Source organism: Paenibacillus sp. A3, from assembly GCF_001399685.1.
Taxonomy (GTDB): Bacteria; Bacillota; Bacilli; order Paenibacillales; family NBRC-103111; genus Paenibacillus_G.
Window position 1 is genome coordinate 21,170 of the sequence record NZ_JTHN01000029.1, and the last position, 15,686, is coordinate 36,855.

Genomic DNA, 15,686 nt, shown 5'->3' on the forward strand with positions numbered 1-15,686 from the left:
TTGTGTCTGAAATCTGAAGGTCGGAGGACGTTCTCTTTTCTTTTATTTAAGCAGCTTAATCATTCGGTTCAAGAAGCCTTTGACCGCCCCCGAGCTCATGTCCGCCGGCTTTTGGTTCGCAATAAAATCATCGGTCAGATCGTAGATCGATTTGGATGCGCCGCTCGACGGAAAAGCTACGGTAAAAGGCACCTGCTTTTTTACGGCTTTGGATACCGCAGCATCATCAAGCACGTAGCCGATGGTTGGAATGTCCAGATTCAAAAATTGCTTGGCGACCATGCTGATCTTTTCGGCGGTTTGCCTGCCTTCCCGCCAATCGGTCACCCGATTGACGACCAGCCGGAAGCGAATGTCGTAATCCATCGCGCTTACCATTTTAATAATGGCATACGCGTCGGTAATCGAGGTCGGCTCCGGCGTCGTCACCACGATCGTTTCTTGTGCGGCAACGATAAACTTGAGCGTTTCTTTCGACAACCCGGCCCCCGTATCGAAAATGATAAAGTCCGCATGTCCGTTCAGCTGACCGATTTGCTCTTGAAAATAATCCAATTGTTCCTCGGACAGCCGGATCAGGTCGTTGAAACCTGAGCCTCCTGCAATAAATTGCAAATCGTTATAGCCCTTATGAATGATGTCCCAAATTGTCTTTTCCTTTTTCAACAAATGATACAAATTGTACTTCGGCGTAATGCCCATGAGCACGTCGATATTGGCCAGACCGATATCGGCGTCGAAAACGAGTACCTTGAACCCTTTTTTTTGAAGCGCAAGAGCAAAATTAAGTGTAAAGTTCGATTTGCCGACCCCGCCCTTACCGCTTGTAACGGCGAGAATGCGTGTCGGCTTTACTGCGGAGTTGGCTCGATGCCTGATCAGATTCCGAAGCTCTTGTGCCTGATCATTCATGGTTGTTATCCTCCAGAATCCAATCGATCAGCTGCCTCTCGTTCAACTCCTCGATATCGTCGGGAACGCTCTGTCCGTTGGCGATATAAGAAGTCTGCAATCCGAAATCGCGGATTAGGTTAACGACGGCGCCGTACGAATCGGTCTCGTCCCTTTTCGTAAACAATACTTTATTTAACTTGAACTTGCTGAAGTTGTATGTAATGGCCTTCATATCTTTATATTTGGTCGTTAAGCTGAGCACCAGAAACGTTTCGCTCTTCCCTTCGGATTGAAGCAGCGCATTGAGCTCCGATACGTACATCTCGTTGCGGAAGTTTCGACCGGCCGTATCCATAAAAATAAGATCACAGTCTTTCAAATTCTCGAGTGCCTTGTTCAAATCCAGCGGAGAAAAGACAACCTCAAGCGGAACGTTCAAAATGGTGGCGTACGTCTTGAGCTGCTCCACCGCGGCGATGCGGTACGTATCCGAGGTGATGAACCCGACCTTGCGGCGGTGCTTCAGCACTTGTTCGGCTGCCAGCTTGGCAATCGTTGTCGTTTTGCCTACGCCTGTAGGCCCGACAAAATGAGCGATTCGGGTATCGGAAGCGATCCCTTTGCCGCCCTGCGGCTGAAGCAGCGTTTGAAGCTGCGTCCGGATAGAATGGACAGCGAATTGTTCCGTGATCGGAACGTCTTCGGTTTCGGCTTCCTCCGATACCCGGTCCAGAAGCTCCCGGACCATCTGCGAGTCGATCTCCTGATCGAGCAGCCGGCGCTCCAGTTCCACTAAGACCGGATCTTGGGCTGCCTCGGGCATACGCTGTGAAGAAAGCTTCTGCATCATTTCTTTCATTTGCTTGATCTCTTCTAGCAGCGTATCTTCCTTGGCTCTGCTGCTGACGGATGCCGGCGGTGCCCCAACAGGGCCGGCCTGAGGAGGCGGGCTTGCCGGGAGCACGTCCGGCACTTCGGGAAACGACAGCGTCGGCTGCGCTTCCCGCTCCCGTTCCCGCTGCACCCCGTAAGCGGCAGCTGCAGCCGTACTCCCCACAAGCGCATTAGCCGCCGGGGCAGCCGGCTTCGCCAAGGTAGCGGTGGCCGACCTGCCGGAAGCCGGCTGTCCGCTTCCGGCCGCCGAATCCGTGGCAGCGATCACTTCGATCTTTTTCTTCGAAAACATGCCGAGAAATCCGCCGGAACGAATTTCTTTCGTATTGATGATGACAGCGTCTTTTCCGAGGTCCGTGCGAATTTTTTGCAAGGCATCCGGCATGGAGTCTACGACATATCGCTTTACTCTCATAGATTAACAACCCCCATGCTCTGAATTTCAACGCTCGGTTCCAGCTCGCTGTAAGATAAGACCGGAATGTCCTGCATCGTGCGTTCAAGCAGCTGCCTCAAGTACATGCGTATGGTGGGCGAGGTGAGAACGATCGGCTGCTGCCCTGCTTGAAGCAGCTTGGTTACTTGATCGGTAACCTTCTGATAGATCACTTGGCTGGACGTCGGATCGAGCGCGAGATAGCTGCCCTGATCCGATTGCTGTACCGATTCCGCAATTTTTTTCTCGAGCGTCGGCCCGACCGTAATAACTTTCAACGACTCGCCGCCGGTCGTGTACTGCTGCGTAATTTGTCTGGATAATCCCTGCCGGACATATTCCGTCAGCACTTCCGGATCCTTCGTGTACGTGCCGTAATCGGCGAGCGTCTCCAGAATGGTGACGAGATCGCGGACGGATATTTTTTCGCGAAGCAGCTTGACCAGCACTTTTTGCACGTCGCCTATCGACAGAACGTTCGGGATTAAATCCTCGACCAGCGCCGGGTGATTCTCCTTGACGTTCTCGATAAGCGCCTTCGTTTCCTGACGGCCCAGAAGCTCGTGAGCGTGCTTCTTAATAATTTCCGTCAAATGCGTTGCTACGACGGATGGCGGATCGACAACCGTGTAGCCGGAAAGCTCGGCCCGTTCCTTCGTCGGTTCGTCAATCCATAGCGCCGGCAGCCCGAAGGCCGGCTCCAGCGTATCGATCCCGGTAATCGAATCGTCGTCGATTCCTGGACTCATCGCCAAATAGTGACCGAGTAGCAAATCGCCGCGTGCGACCGTATTGCCTTTAATTTTAATGACATATTCGTTCGGTCGCAGTTGAATGTTATCGCGAATCCGGATCACCGGCACGACGATTCCGAGCTCGAGTGCGCACTGTCTGCGGATGAGGATTACGCGATCGAGCAGGTCGCCGCCCTGCTGCGTATCCGCCAGCGGGATAAGTCCGTATCCGAATTCGAACTCGATCGGATCAACCTGCAGCAAGCCGATGACACTTTCGGGGCTTCGTACTTCTTCGATTTGCTGTTCCTCCTCAAGCTGGACTTCAGCGGCTTGCTTGCGGTTCATCGTCTGCTGCATTTTGTAAGCTGCGAATGCAAGCATGGCAGCGATCGGCAATGTAGTGATCAGATGGATCGGCGTGAAAATGCCCAGCGCCGTAATCGTTCCCGCTACAATATAAAGCAGCTTCGGATACGAAAAGATTTGCGATGTCAAGTCGTGGGCCAAGTTTCCTTCGGAAGCCGCCCTCGTCACGATAATCCCCGCTGCGGTAGAGATCAGCAGTGCCGGAATTTGACTGACGAGACCGTCCCCGATCGTTAGGATCGAATAGAGCGCTCCCGCTTCACTAAGCGACATCCCTTTCATCGCCATTCCGATAATCAAGCCGCCGATGATATTGATCAGCAGCATGATAATGCCGGCGATCGCATCCCCTTTCACGAACTTGCTCGCACCGTCCATCGCGCCGTAAAAGTCGGCCTCACGCGAAATTTTCTCGCGTCGTTCTCTGGCCTGCTGTTCGTTGATCAGCCCTGCGTTCAAATCCGCGTCGATACTCATCTGTTTCCCCGGCATCGCGTCGAGCGTAAACCGTGCGGCTACCTCGGCAACCCGCTCCGAGCCTTTGGTAATGACGATAAACTGCACCAGCACCAAGATGATAAATACCACAAAACCGACGACAATGTTGCCCTGGGCAACGAACGATCCGAAGGTGCTGACCACGTTGCCCGCGTCCCCATGGGCCAAAATGTTTCTGGTTGTCGATACGTTCAGCGCAAGCCGGAACAAGGTGGTGATGAGCAGGAGCGACGGAAAGATGGAGAACTGAAGCGCGTCCTGTGTGTTCATGCCGATCAAAATGATCATGAGAGCAGCCGATATGTTGATAATCAGCAGGACATCCAGCAACCATATCGGCAGCGGGACGACCATCATCAGAACGATGCCGATCACGCCGATCAGCACGACCAGGTCTTTTGCTTTCATTGCAGGGTGTCCTCCTTTCCGGGATTAATTCGCTTTTCCTTTAACTTTGTATACGTATGCCAGCACCTCGGCTACGGCCTGAAACATATCGGCCGGTATCGATTCTCCGATCTCAACCTGCGCGTATAACGCGCGGGCGAGCGGTTTGTTTTCCATCGTTATGATGCCGTTATCCTTGGCAATCTGCCTTATCTTCAAGGCGATGTAATCGGTCCCCTTGGCGATAACGGTAGGCGCCTGCATCTTGGAGGCATCGTATTGAAGCGCGACGGCAAAGTGCGTCGGGTTCGTGATGACGACGTCCGCTTTAGGAACGTCCTGCATCATCCGCTGCAGTGCCATGCGGCGCTGCTTCTCGCGGATCTTTCCTTTAATCAGCGGATCCCCTTCCGTTTTCTTGTATTCGTCTTTAATATCCTGCTTGGACATCCGCAAGCTCTTCTCATACTCATAGCGCTGATAAATGTAATCCAAAATTGACATGACGATCAGTATCAATCCAATTTTAATCCCCAGTTGCAGCGTCAAGGAAGCAGTGAAAGCGATGATTTCTTCCAACGGCAGCCGCGCAAGCTGCAATATGTTGTCCTTTTCCGCCATTAACGTCGTATAGACAACAACTCCGATTACCGTCATCTTGAGCACCGATTTTAGAAAATCGACGATGGCCCGCATGGAGAACAGCCGCTTCGCCCCTTCGAGGGGGTTAATTTTGCTAAACTTCATCATGAGCGGTTCGCCCGTAAACAAAAAGCCGATCTGCACATAATTTCCAACAACGCCGATGACCATCGAGATCAAAAAAATCGGACCGAGAATCAACAACATTTGTGTGGCGATCTTTTCGAATAACACCATACTGTTATCCATGGTGACGTTCATATTGAGAAAATCGATGAAGATCGAGCGAAACAAACCGACGAGTCGCTCTTTCATGTAGCCTCCGAACAAGAAAAACGATAAGAAGGAGAAAAACAAGATGAAGGCGGCCGGCACTTCCATGCTTTTGGCTACTTGCCCTTTTTTGCGGGCTTCTTGTTTTTTCTTAGGCGTCGCCGCTTCCGTTTTCTCTCCCGAGAACAATTGCAAATCCAGCTTTAAACGTAATGCAGCCACGGCCTGCCTCCTCACACGCTAACTGCCAGCGAACAATCCGAAAAACTTGGCCATCGTTTCCAGCATGGTCGAGAATTTCTCTTTGTAGATCAATTCGTACCCTGGAAACAGGAGAAGCAGCAGAATAAAACCAACGATAATCTTCACCGGAATCCCGATGACGAAAATGTTGAACTGCGGGGCTACCCGAGCGAGAAGCCCAAGACCGACATCGGTCAGAAACATCGCGACGACAAGCGGCGCCGCCATTTGAAAGCTTATGGCAAATACTTGAGAGAACGTCTTCAGCATAAAGTCCGAAAGCTGACCGTTATAATTTTTAACAAACAAATCGTTATTCAAAGGAATCCATTCGTAGCTTCGCATAATTCCTTCGAGCAAGTAATGATGACCGTTGAAGCTTAAAAACAACAGCATGGCGATCATGTACTTCAAGTTGCCCAGAATCGGACTTTGCGCTCCTGTCAGCGGATCGATCACGTTCGCTATACCGAACCCCATCTGAAGGTCGATGAACGAACCGGAAATCTGAACGACCTGGAAGAACATATAAGCTATGAACCCCAGACATAGTCCCACAAGCACTTCCCGGAAAACGGAAAGAATATACAATGAATCCATAGCCACAGGCGTCGCCAGCCCAATGCTGAAGAAAGTAATAAAAGCAACGAAAAACGATAGCCCTACTTTCAGCTGCATCGGCACATTACGGGCCGCAAATACGGGAGCAACGACAAAAAACGAAGAAATCCGACAAAAAAACAACAAAAATCCAGGAAGATACTGCAAAACCCACTCCATTTCACCCACAACCTATCCCACGTATTTATACAGGTTATTCAACAGATTATAGGTAAAATCAACGAGTGTCGTCAGGATCCAAGGACCGAATATAAGTATCGCAAGCAGCACAACGACGATTTTCGGAACAAAGGCAAGGGTCTGCTCCTGGATTTGCGTCGTCGCTTGAAACACACTGATGATCAAGCCGACCGCCAGCGCCAGCACCATCATCGGAGCGCTGGCTTTAAGCGTGGTGTATACCGCTTCTCCGGCTAATCTGATTACAAATTCCGAGCTCAATGCGCTCTCCTCCCGGCTGGTCCGTCTATGTATTGTAACTGAGCAGAAGCGAACGAACGACGAGATACCAACCGTCCACAAGAATGAACAGCAAGATTTTGAACGGCAACGAAATCATTACCGGCGGCAGCATCATCATCCCCATCGCCATCAGCGTACTGGCAATGACCATATCAATGACCAAAAACGGAATAAAGATCATAAAGCCCATCTGAAACGCCGTCTTTAACTCGCTAATCGCATAAGCGGGAACAAGTGCCGTAAGCGGCGTATCTTCCACTCCGCTGGGCCGTGGCGCCTTGGTGTAATCCAGGAACAGCTTTAAATCTTTCTCCCGGGTATGCTGAAACATGAACTTCTTGATCGAAACGGATGCTTTCTCCAGCGCTGCCGTCTGGGTCAGCTCTCCCTTAAGATATGGCTGCACAGCCGTTTGGTTGATGTCCCCAAGCGTTGGCGCCATGATGAAAAAGGTAAGAAATAACGCAAGACCGATCAGCATTTGATTCGGCGGCATTTGCTGCGTACCGAGCGACGTCCGGACAAAGCCGAGCACGATGACGATTCGGGTAAAGCTGGTCATCAAAATCAGAATGGCCGGAGCGATGCTGAGAATGGTAATCAGCAGCACGATGGTAATGGCGCTCGAAGCTCCCTGCGGACTGTCGGATGTCCCGATATCGATGTTGATGCCGGGAATCGGATCGGCCGCATAGGCAGGGCTTGCGAGCGAACCGCACAGAACAAGAAGAATCAGCAGGAAAATGAGCCTCTTATTGAATTTCATCATTTATCATTCAACCGATCTGAATTAGTGTCTTGCTTGAGCAGCTGTTCCATTTGTTTCTTCTGATCCGACATATGCTGGATTTTTGTGTGAAACACCTCTTGGAACGAGGCTGTCACTTCTATGTCTTCTTCGACTGCCGGCTTGTTGCGAAGCTTTTTGAGCCAGCCTCCGATGGAATCGAAGGTCGGGCCCGCAAACGCCGGGCCGGAGGACATCAGCTCCGTAATCAAAGCGACCTCGGTTTCGTCCTCGATCTTTTCGAGCAGCTGAATGTTCTCCCCTACTCCGACGATATAAAGCGAACGGCCGATTTCGACAACTTGAATCGATTTATTTTGTCCGAGCGGCAGTCCGCCCAAGGAACGTATCGACCGCCCGGATAAAAATTTATTTTTCTGCGAAATCATCTTCACGATTACCAGAAAAATTCCGATAATAAGTAGAAGAAAAAAAAGGACTTGGAAGATCATCCAGAACGTGCCCCCTGAACTGCCTTCCGTTACAAGTCGATCCGGTGTTCCCAGCATTCCCGCCCCAGAGGGGGCCGGGTTTTCTGATTCCGCGAAACAAACAGCAGCAGGCCATACTGCTGTTTGCATCCAAACCATGGCAACACCGGACGATAACTTGGCTATGAGTCTTCTCAACATTTCACTTTCCTTTCAATTTGCGCAAGACCCATCGTTTAACCCCTGGTTGAAATTATCCCAAGGTTTTCTTGATTGCTTCAATAACACGGTCCGCCTGAAACGGCTTCACGATGAAATCTTTGGCGCCTGCCTGGATCGCATCGATAACCATAGCCTGCTGCCCCATAGCGGAGCACATAATAACCTTGGCATTTCCATCAAGCTTCTTGATTTCTTTAAGCGCATGGATACCGTCCATTTCCGGCATCGTGATATCCATCGTAACCAGATCGGGGCGGAGCTCTTTAAATTTTTCAATCGCTTGTGCGCCGTCGTTTGCTTCTCCGACAACTTCATAGCCGTTTTTCGTTAAAATATCGCGAATCATCATTCTCATAAATGCTGCGTCGTCTACAATCAAAATACGGTTTGCCATGGGTAACCATTCCTCCTATAGGATGCTTAAGTAATCTTGTTGGTTGATTTCTTATTGTAATTTTTGAATCCGATCCCATTGATTCACAATATCCGTCACGCGGACACCGAAGTTTTCGTCAATGACGACGACTTCGCCTTTGGCGATCAATTTGTTATTGACTAAAATATCGACAGGTTCCCCGGCCAGCTTGTCCAGTTCGATGATCGATCCTTGAGACAATTCGAGAATGTCCTTAATGACCTTATGCGTACGCCCCAGTTCAACCGTCACTTTAAGCGGGATGTCCAGCAGCAGATTCAAGTTCGTATCTTCTGCAGGAGACAGCTGCGGGTGACTGAAATTGGCGAATTGAGCCGGCTGGACGTTCACTCCCCTTGCCGTCGGAACTCCGTAGTTGGCCGGCTGCGGCGGATAAGCTTGCGCTGCAGGCGGAGTCATCGGCGGCTGGTATGCTGGCTGCTGATAACCGTGCTGCGGCGGCGGTTGATGCCCTGCCGGAGGCTGCGAATATGGATCTTGTCCGAAGGCGCTCGGCGCGGCATAGGCTGGCTGCTCCGGTGCCGGTTGGGAAACGGGCGCGGATTGTGCAGGCGCCGGTGCAGGTTCCTCTATTGCATCTCCACCTCCCATTAAAGTAGACACCATCTCTCTGGCGAAAGGGACCGGCAGCAGCTGCATGATGGTCGAATCAATCAGATCGCCGATCGTCAGTCGGAAAGAGATTTTGATAAATACATCTTCTGGAGGCAGGGAGGCAGTTCCTTCCCCTGACGCTAAATTTAATATGTCGATTCCCGGTGGCGAAATATTGACAAACCGGTTGAAGATCGTCGACATGGAAGTAGCGGACGAGCCCATCATTTGGTTCATCGCTTCCTGAACCGCGCTGATATGTATTTCGCTGAGCTCTTCCGTTTGTCCCGTCCCGTCTCCGCCCATCATCAAATCGGCGATAACCTGGGCATCCCGGGTTTTGATCACCAGAAGGTTGATTCCGTGAAAACCGTCGACGTAGTTCACATGGACAGCCACGTGCGGCTTCGGAAACTCATCGGCGAGCTCAGACTGAGCGATAATGGATACTTTCGGAGTCGTAATATCCACCTTTTTGCCAAGCAGGGTGGAAAGTGCAGTAGCCGCGCTTCCGAATGTAATGTTTCCGATTTCGCCAAGCGCATCTTGCTCCAAAGAAGACAAATAATCTTCTACTTGAGGAACAAACTCGGAAATAGCGGAGGAGCCGCTATCGCCCGATTGTCTCAATAGCGCATCAATCTCTTCTTGAGACAAATAATCCTTGTTATTCGTCATTCTCTTCCACTCCTTCTTCTTGGACAATCTCGCTGATTTGGACAGCCAGCTTGCCTCGCGTCGTCCCGGGACTGCCGTAAAACTTCAACTTTTCCCCTATGCGAATGTCTAACGGCTCATTCACGGATTTGCCAAGCGTGATGACATCCCCGGCATTGAGGTTCAAAAACTCCCTTACGGAAATTTGAGAAGAACCCAGTTCCGCGATAATCGGCAGTTTCGCTTTATGCAGCCTGGACTGCAGAGCCGTCAGCTCCTCCGGCGCACTTGTTTTTTTCTGGGAAACGAACCAATGGTGCACCGATAGTCTCGGCATAATCGGTTCGATGACGACGTGCGGAATACACAGGTTGATCATCCCGGTCGTGTCGCCGATTTTGGTGCTGAGCGAGATCAGCGCGATCGTTTCGTTAGGCGATACGATCTGCATAAATTGCGGATTCGTTTCGAGCGCTTCCAGCCTCGGAGACAAATCGATTACTGTCTTCCAAGCCTCCTGCAAACTGTCGAAGGCCCGGCTGAAAATCCGTTCGATGACAATGGTCTCGATCTCGGTCAACGCATTGATTTTCGTCGGCGATGTCCCCGCTCCGCCTAAGAGCCGATCCAGCATCGCAAAGGCTACGTTCGGGTGAACCTCAAGCACCATGCGGCCTTCCAGCGGCTCCGCCTCGAAGATGTTGAGAATCGTCATCTTCGGAATGGACCGGATGAACTCGTCGTAAGGCAGCTGTTCGACCTGCACGACGTTAATCTGGACAAAGGTTCTAAGCTGAGCGGAAAAATACGTCGTCAAATATCGGGCAAAGTTTTCATGGATTCGGGTTAAGCTCCGGATATGATCCTTGGAGAAACGTACGGCACGTTTAAAATCGTACACCCGTATTTTTTTCTGCGTCTCTTCCTTTTTAAGCTCCTCCGCATCCATTTCCCCTGAAGAAAGCGCCGCTAGCAGGGCGTCAATCTCATTCTGTGAAAGAACATCAACCATTAGCGTCACCTCCTTTGAACTGCTGCATCATGCTATGTAGTTATTGGAGTACGAAATCCGTAATCAAGATTTGATTCATTTTTCCCGATTGGAGAAGCGGGTTCATTTTATTCATAAGGGCGGAAGTGAGATTGTCGAAGCCTTTGCTTCCCGATACTTGCTCCGGTGTCATATCGGATAGCGTTTGAATGACAATGGCCTTCATTTGGCTGTCCAACTTCTCAAACTCTTCCTTGGCCTTCTTATTTTCCAGTTCAAAGGCAAAGCTCAATTTAATGAATTTGCCATTGCCCCCGGCCAAATTGGTAAGCACGTCTTTCATGATGACTGTATTTTGCTTGACCTCATCCGGGGTCAGCTTTTTGGCTTGTTTTACATCGCGGGCAGAACTTTGCGCCTGCTCTTGAGGGTTCTGATTGGCTTTATCCATATAGTTCCACAGGACGAACGCAGCCGTCAATATCAATGTAATCGCAATAAGAATAGCAACAACCATTATGAAAATTCTGCTTTTAAACAACTTACGACCCCTCCGAATTCAGGCTCTTAACCGTACCGCCGACAAGACCTACGGTTTGCAAAAAGCGGTGTACGGTGTCCATTACTTCCGTCACCGGCTCGAGCACCATGATTTTTTTACCGGTCACCAGCGTGATCATCGTGTCCGGCGTTTCTTCAATTGATTCGATCAAAAGCGCGTTCAGAACGATTGCTTTCCCATTAAGCCGTGTCAGGCGGACCATCGGTTACCTCCGAAAGGATAAAATCGGGGGAGAATCACTCCCCCTTGAAGCAAACTATCGTTTCAGATTGACGACTTCTTGAAGCACTTCGTCGGATGTAGTAATAATTCTCGAGTTGGACTGGAAGCCGCGCTGAGCGACAATCATTTCCGTAAACTCGGACGTTAAATCCACGTTGGACATTTCAAGCTGACCGGAAATGATAGCGCCGGTTCCCGTGGCTGGGTTGTTTGCCGTGGACTCATCGACAACGATTTCTGCCGTATTCGAGTTTGGCGTCGTCCGGTACAAGTTTCCTCCAATTTTCTCCAGTCCGCCCGGATTTGTTACTTTGGCAACGGCGATGAATTGATTGGTCGGCGTTGCAGCCCCGTCAGCTCCGATGGCGATAATTTCGCCGGACTGCGAAATCGAGAATGCGGTAACGGTGTCTTCCAGCGCCACAGCTGTACCTCCGGTGTTCAAAACAAACATACCGTCCGCCGTAACGAGACGACGTTGGGCATCCAGATCAAAGTTACCGGCACGTGTAAGGAGCGGCTGCCCATTTACATCAGTAGTTGGCGACACAAGGAAGAACCCGTCTCCGTCAATACGCAAATCCGTTATTTTATTCGTCGTCTGGGCGCTGCCCGGGGTGTGGAGAGTATCGATAGCGCCAACCGTCACGCCAAGTCCGATTTGTTTGGCATTAACGCCGCCAACCGTATCCGTCGGGGCCGTTACGCCGGAAATCTTTTGGCTCATGATGTCTTTGAACGCTACGCGACTTGATTTGAAGCCGTACGTATTCACGTTTGCGATGTTGTTACCAATGACGTCAAGCTTCGTCTGAAAGCCTCTCATACCCGAAACGCCGGAATAAAGCGATCTTAACATCGATAGTTATCCTCCCATATTGCAACTGCGCATCAATGGATGAAAACAGTTGTCAATGATGATGTAATAAACGACAGTTACAGCAAAGTTTAAAACACATTCGTTATTCGGTTGTTTCAGTCGGTCCACAACCTCGGCCTCCGAAATTCGGGCCGGCCTATCGCTACGAAATAATCATGGCCGAGTCGATTTGGGTAAATACGTTGTCCTTCATCGATGCTCCGTCCATGGCTGTAACTACCGTGCGATTCTTGATGTTGACGATCAGAGCGGTATCGTTGATCAGCATCAACGAGTCCTTTGCGCCTTTGCTCGCGGCTTTGTCAATCGCGGTGTTGAGCTTGACAAGCTGCTCGGGCCCTAGCTGAATGCCCCGCTGCCGCAAACGTTCTTCCGCGTGATGACTGAAACGCACGAGTTGATTTTGCAGCATCGTATCGAACGAGGTTGTCTGAACCCTCGGTTCCGGGTCCGTTCGTCGTACGGGCTGCGGCGCCACGGCATTCGGAAACAGGCGACCAACCGTTATTCGATCCGTCATGGAGTTACCTCCGGATTGGAAATTTGGCTGATCTGATCCATTTTCACTTCGTCGCCGTTAATTTTTGCGTACTGCTCGTCCTTCTTCATAAGGATGGACTCCACAGTTCCGGTTTTGACGATAGATTTGTTGTTTTTGTCAACATAGGTGTAGGTAACCTTTTTACCAATCAAACTGGATGCAAATCCTAGCGACTGCCGAAGCATTTTCATTTCCGAACTCATTTTGGCAAGCTGCTCGACGGATGTAAATTGAGCCATCTGAGCAATGAATTCTTTATCCTGCAGCGGCTGCGTCGGATCCTGGTTTTGCAATTGGGTCATGAGAATTTTAAGGAATTCGTCTTGCCCCAATTTTCCTTTCTCCTCGCCTTTGCCGGCGTTCTGAATATTTCCTTTGGCGTAATACGGCCATATGTTCCTGGTGCTGACATTTGAATCGGGCACGGTTTCACCCCCTGCTCCATCGGTGTAAGCTTGCTTAGGCCGTAACGTCAATCGATCCGGTTCCCAGGCTGCCTGCGGTGCTCGAAGTCTTCGCTTCTTCCTTCAGCTCGTCTTCTTCCATCGCAGCAATTCGGCCGCTGGCCGCTTTCTGCTGCTTGGAGGATTGTCCGGATTGCTGCTGGCGTCCTTCCTGGAACATGCCAGACTGGTAGTTCTGGCTTTGGCTTACTTCAAGCTTCTCCACTTGGATACCCTGGCTTTGCAATGTTGTTCTAAGCTGCGACAACTGACTTTCCAGCATTTCCTTACCGGCCAAGCTGTCCGCTACGAACTGGGCAATCAGTTGTCCGTTATGCATGGTCAGCTTCACTTCAACGTGTCCGAGATGCTGAGGATACAACGAAATTTTAGCCTCGGTTATCCCGTCTGCCGACGTTCCCATAAATATGGAACGAACGACAAACTGCGTCATGTCCTCCGAAAAAGTAGCTGCCTGCATCTGCACAACCGGCGCTTTTATCTGCGCATGATTGCCTTGCTGCTTAATGTATTCGTGCAGCGGCATCGGCTGACTTTCCGTTCCGTCTGCCATTCCCGCGTTTAACGGTTCAAACAGAGGTCCTTCGTCGGCTTTCGGCGGATCCATATGAAGCTGAACCATCGCGGCCTTTGCTGTAAGCGCTTCGAGCTTTTGCACCGGGCTGGAGACCACTTGGACAAGCTTCCCGGCATCCGAAGTCGAAGCTGCTTCCGCTGTCACTGCAGTCTGTATAGTAGAAGAGACACGGCGTTGATCGGCGCTTGATTTTTGCAGTTCGCTTAATTTGGACGCGGCCGACAACAGAACAGCCGGCAACTCTTTCACGGTTTGCTGAAGTTTCGTGTCTGTTTTTCCTTCCGCTACCAGGTCTTTTAACTGTTTCAAAATGGCGGCAGCTTCCTGTGCCGTCAGCGCTTTGGGCTGCTGTATTGCGCCAAGTTCATCGGTCTTCGACTCCGCAGGCGTATCCACAGCAGGCGTCAAAGGAATAAACAGCAGCGGATTAAGCGCATTCGCACTCTCTTCCGCGTTGTTTCCTTCGCCTGTTGGAACGGCCGCTTGATTGTTCTCAGGCTGATTCAAGGGAAGTGCTGCCAGCAGCGCTTGAAGCTGCAACAACCAAGCTTGCAAATCCGGGTTGTTCATCAGCGCGTTCGCATCCTCGCCTTTTGCCGAGTCGAGAAGTTGGATTAAGCCGTCGATTTGTTGAGCCGTTTGAGCCTGAGCTTGATCCGCCATCTGCGGGAGCGCGGCAATCAAAGGAGCGATCAACTGAGCAAGTGCCGACAAGCTGGCGGTTCCTGTCGTGCTGGCTCCCGCTCCGGAAGCATCGCCTGTCATCATTCCGTTTAGAGCCGACGAGAAGGATCCGGCCCCTCCGGCTGTGCTCCCCGTACTGGCGGAAGCGTTCGATCCGGCAGCGGATGTCCCGGCAGATGCGGCCACAGGAGTTTGTGTCGAAATTTCCATCTTTTTTTCACCTCCTTTCCATTGTATTTATTGAACCAGTCGGGCCGAGATCAGCGCTGCGGTTTCTTTGGACTGATCCGATATGGCCGCCAAAATTCTGGAGCGTCCGGCGCTATCCATAGAGCTCAAGATGGAGATCACTTTGTCGGGATTCGATTTCTGCATTTCCATCAAGACAGTAGCCGCACTTTTGGGCGTCATATTCGAAAACGTGCTGCCCAAATCGTCTTTGCTCAGCTTGTCCGTAGGCTGCTTGCTCTGCGCCGCCAATTCCTTTACGCGCTCCTGCAGGGCCGCAATCTCCGTATCCCTTACGTTCGTTTGATCCTTCAGCAGAATCGAGGCGTCAGCAGCCTTCTTCGGGTCCATCTTCTCCAGCACCTTGACGCGCTCGTCCGGCTTCATCATCCCAAGCACCAGAACCAATTCTTTGGAGGTCAAGTTCTCCATAATCGGCGCCGATTTGCTCGGCGACATCTTCGCATACATGGTAGCAAGCTGTTGAATTTGATGCGCATACTCCTCGTCGCTCAAAGTCTTGCTTTTTGCGCTTTCTTCCAATGTACTGTTCTTGAGCTGCAATTCCTTTATCGTCTCATCCCGCTGCTGCAGCGAGGCTTCCGCCTTTTTCAGCGCCTGCTCCAATTCCTGAAGCTTGGCCGTCGTGCCGGCATTCGCATTCTCCTGTGCCGGAGCGGACGACTCGGTCCCGGCGGGTTGAGCCGTTTCCGGATTGGCTGCCGTCTCCTTCGTTTTCGGATCCGGGATGATGTTGTTTACGATAGGAATTTTATTGGCTGCCCGAAGAACGTTGTTCATCACATCATAATCGAAAATCGTCAGCAGAACGCCGAGCAGTACAGCTGTAAAAACAAAAGGGATAAGGAACCATATTAAAAACCGCTCCATAGCTCCGTAAGAGGAGGACTGCTCCGTATCTGTGTTTGCCACTTCCTCACCTCCCCGCATTTTCAT

The 15,686-nt window shown here is 50.9% G+C and carries 18 protein-coding genes; all 18 read right to left on the minus strand.

Features of this window, described 5'->3' with window-relative positions; genetic code table 11:
- Positions 1-42: 42 nt before the first annotated feature.
- Complete coding sequence (locus QJ48_RS03770) at positions 43-912, minus strand: MinD/ParA family protein (protein ID WP_054972319.1); 870 nt, start codon at positions 910-912, stop codon at positions 43-45.
- Positions 905-2,203 (minus strand): flagellar biosynthesis protein FlhF, encoded by a 1,299-nt coding sequence (flhF, locus tag QJ48_RS03775; protein WP_054972320.1) that lies wholly within the window; start codon positions 2,201-2,203, stop codon positions 905-907. The genes QJ48_RS03770 and flhF overlap by 8 nt, the downstream gene beginning before the upstream one ends.
- Positions 2,200-4,233: a flagellar biosynthesis protein FlhA gene (gene flhA, locus QJ48_RS03780; protein WP_054972321.1), complete on the minus strand. Its 2,034-nt coding sequence runs from the start codon at positions 4,231-4,233 to the stop codon at positions 2,200-2,202. Before flhA ends, flhF begins: the two co-directional genes overlap by 4 nt.
- A 24-nt stretch (positions 4,234-4,257) precedes the next feature.
- Positions 4,258-5,349: a flagellar biosynthesis protein FlhB gene (gene flhB / locus QJ48_RS03785; RefSeq protein WP_054972322.1), complete on the minus strand. Its 1,092-nt coding sequence runs from the start codon at positions 5,347-5,349 to the stop codon at positions 4,258-4,260.
- A gap of 18 nt (positions 5,350-5,367) precedes the next feature.
- Complete coding sequence (fliR, locus tag QJ48_RS03790; protein ID WP_054972323.1) at positions 5,368-6,150, minus strand: flagellar biosynthetic protein FliR; 783 nt, start codon at positions 6,148-6,150, stop codon at positions 5,368-5,370.
- Between the two features lie 12 nt (positions 6,151-6,162).
- Entirely contained in the window at positions 6,163-6,432 is a 270-nt protein-coding gene (gene fliQ, locus QJ48_RS03795) for a flagellar biosynthesis protein FliQ (RefSeq protein WP_025850740.1), read from the minus strand.
- A 25-nt stretch (positions 6,433-6,457) separates the two neighbouring features.
- Positions 6,458-7,222, minus strand: a complete 765-nt coding sequence (gene fliP / locus QJ48_RS03800) for a flagellar type III secretion system pore protein FliP (RefSeq protein WP_054972324.1) — start codon at positions 7,220-7,222, stop codon at positions 6,458-6,460.
- Entirely contained in the window at positions 7,219-7,692 is a 474-nt protein-coding gene (locus tag QJ48_RS03805) for a flagellar biosynthetic protein FliO (protein ID WP_237762798.1), read from the minus strand. The genes fliP and QJ48_RS03805 overlap by 4 nt, the downstream gene beginning before the upstream one ends.
- 232 nt (positions 7,693-7,924) lie before the next feature.
- Entirely contained in the window at positions 7,925-8,287 is a 363-nt protein-coding gene (locus tag QJ48_RS03810) for a response regulator (protein ID WP_010491286.1), read from the minus strand.
- A gap of 51 nt (positions 8,288-8,338) precedes the next feature.
- Positions 8,339-9,601: a flagellar motor switch phosphatase FliY gene (gene fliY / locus QJ48_RS03815; protein WP_054972326.1), complete on the minus strand. Its 1,263-nt coding sequence runs from the start codon at positions 9,599-9,601 to the stop codon at positions 8,339-8,341.
- Positions 9,591-10,592: a flagellar motor switch protein FliM gene (fliM, locus tag QJ48_RS03820; RefSeq protein ID WP_025850745.1), complete on the minus strand. Its 1,002-nt coding sequence runs from the start codon at positions 10,590-10,592 to the stop codon at positions 9,591-9,593. The genes fliY and fliM overlap by 11 nt, the downstream gene beginning before the upstream one ends.
- A gap of 40 nt (positions 10,593-10,632) precedes the next feature.
- Positions 10,633-11,088 (minus strand): flagellar basal body-associated FliL family protein, encoded by a 456-nt coding sequence (locus QJ48_RS03825; protein WP_193394388.1) that lies wholly within the window; start codon positions 11,086-11,088, stop codon positions 10,633-10,635.
- Positions 11,089-11,113: 25 nt separating this feature from the next.
- Positions 11,114-11,335, minus strand: a complete 222-nt coding sequence (locus tag QJ48_RS03830; protein WP_010491294.1) for a flagellar FlbD family protein — start codon at positions 11,333-11,335, stop codon at positions 11,114-11,116.
- Positions 11,336-11,389: 54 nt separating this feature from the next.
- A complete protein-coding gene (gene flgG, locus QJ48_RS03835; RefSeq protein WP_054972328.1) occupies positions 11,390-12,214 on the minus strand; it encodes a flagellar basal body rod protein FlgG in 825 nt (274 codons plus the stop codon).
- A 163-nt stretch (positions 12,215-12,377) separates the two neighbouring features.
- A complete protein-coding gene (locus tag QJ48_RS03840) occupies positions 12,378-12,755 on the minus strand; it encodes a TIGR02530 family flagellar biosynthesis protein (protein ID WP_054972329.1) in 378 nt (125 codons plus the stop codon).
- Positions 12,752-13,201, minus strand: coding sequence for a flagellar hook capping FlgD N-terminal domain-containing protein (locus tag QJ48_RS03845; protein ID WP_054972330.1), 450 nt, complete (start codon positions 13,199-13,201; stop codon positions 12,752-12,754). The genes QJ48_RS03840 and QJ48_RS03845 overlap by 4 nt, the downstream gene beginning before the upstream one ends.
- 34 nt (positions 13,202-13,235) lie before the next feature.
- Positions 13,236-14,711, minus strand: a complete 1,476-nt coding sequence (locus QJ48_RS03850) for a flagellar hook-length control protein FliK (protein WP_054972331.1) — start codon at positions 14,709-14,711, stop codon at positions 13,236-13,238.
- Between the two features lie 27 nt (positions 14,712-14,738).
- Positions 14,739-15,662, minus strand: coding sequence for a magnesium transporter MgtE N-terminal domain-containing protein (locus tag QJ48_RS03855; RefSeq protein ID WP_054972332.1), 924 nt, complete (start codon positions 15,660-15,662; stop codon positions 14,739-14,741).
- Between the last annotated feature and the right edge of the window lie 24 nt (positions 15,663-15,686).

Bases quoted from the DNA above. Each gene is read 5' to 3' on its own strand.
- QJ48_RS03770 (WP_054972319.1), bottom strand. From the start codon at position 912: ATGAATGATCAGGCACAAGAGCTTCGGAATCTGATCAGGCATCGAGCC.
- flhF (WP_054972320.1), bottom strand. From the start codon at position 2,203: ATGAGAGTAAAGCGATATGTCGTAGACTCCATGCCGGATGCCTTGCAA.
- flhA (WP_054972321.1), bottom strand. From the start codon at position 4,233: ATGAAAGCAAAAGACCTGGTCGTGCTGATCGGCGTGATCGGCATCGTT.
- fliR (WP_054972323.1), bottom strand. From the start codon at position 6,150: ATGGAGTGGGTTTTGCAGTATCTTCCTGGATTTTTGTTGTTTTTTTGT.
- fliP (WP_054972324.1), bottom strand. From the start codon at position 7,222: ATGATGAAATTCAATAAGAGGCTCATTTTCCTGCTGATTCTTCTTGTT.
- QJ48_RS03805 (WP_237762798.1), bottom strand. From the start codon at position 7,692: ATGATCTTCCAAGTCCTTTTTTTTCTTCTACTTATTATCGGAATTTTT.
- QJ48_RS03810 (WP_010491286.1), bottom strand. From the start codon at position 8,287: ATGGCAAACCGTATTTTGATTGTAGACGACGCAGCATTTATGAGAATG.
- fliY (WP_054972326.1), bottom strand. From the start codon at position 9,601: ATGACGAATAACAAGGATTATTTGTCTCAAGAAGAGATTGATGCGCTA.
- fliM (WP_025850745.1), bottom strand. From the start codon at position 10,592: ATGGTTGATGTTCTTTCACAGAATGAGATTGACGCCCTGCTAGCGGCG.
- QJ48_RS03825 (WP_193394388.1), bottom strand. From the start codon at position 11,088: ATGGTTGTTGCTATTCTTATTGCGATTACATTGATATTGACGGCTGCG.
- QJ48_RS03830 (WP_010491294.1), bottom strand. From the start codon at position 11,335: ATGGTCCGCCTGACACGGCTTAATGGGAAAGCAATCGTTCTGAACGCG.
- flgG (WP_054972328.1), bottom strand. From the start codon at position 12,214: ATGTTAAGATCGCTTTATTCCGGCGTTTCGGGTATGAGAGGCTTTCAG.
- QJ48_RS03840 (WP_054972329.1), bottom strand. From the start codon at position 12,755: ATGACGGATCGAATAACGGTTGGTCGCCTGTTTCCGAATGCCGTGGCG.
- QJ48_RS03850 (WP_054972331.1), bottom strand. From the start codon at position 14,711: ATGGAAATTTCGACACAAACTCCTGTGGCCGCATCTGCCGGGACATCC.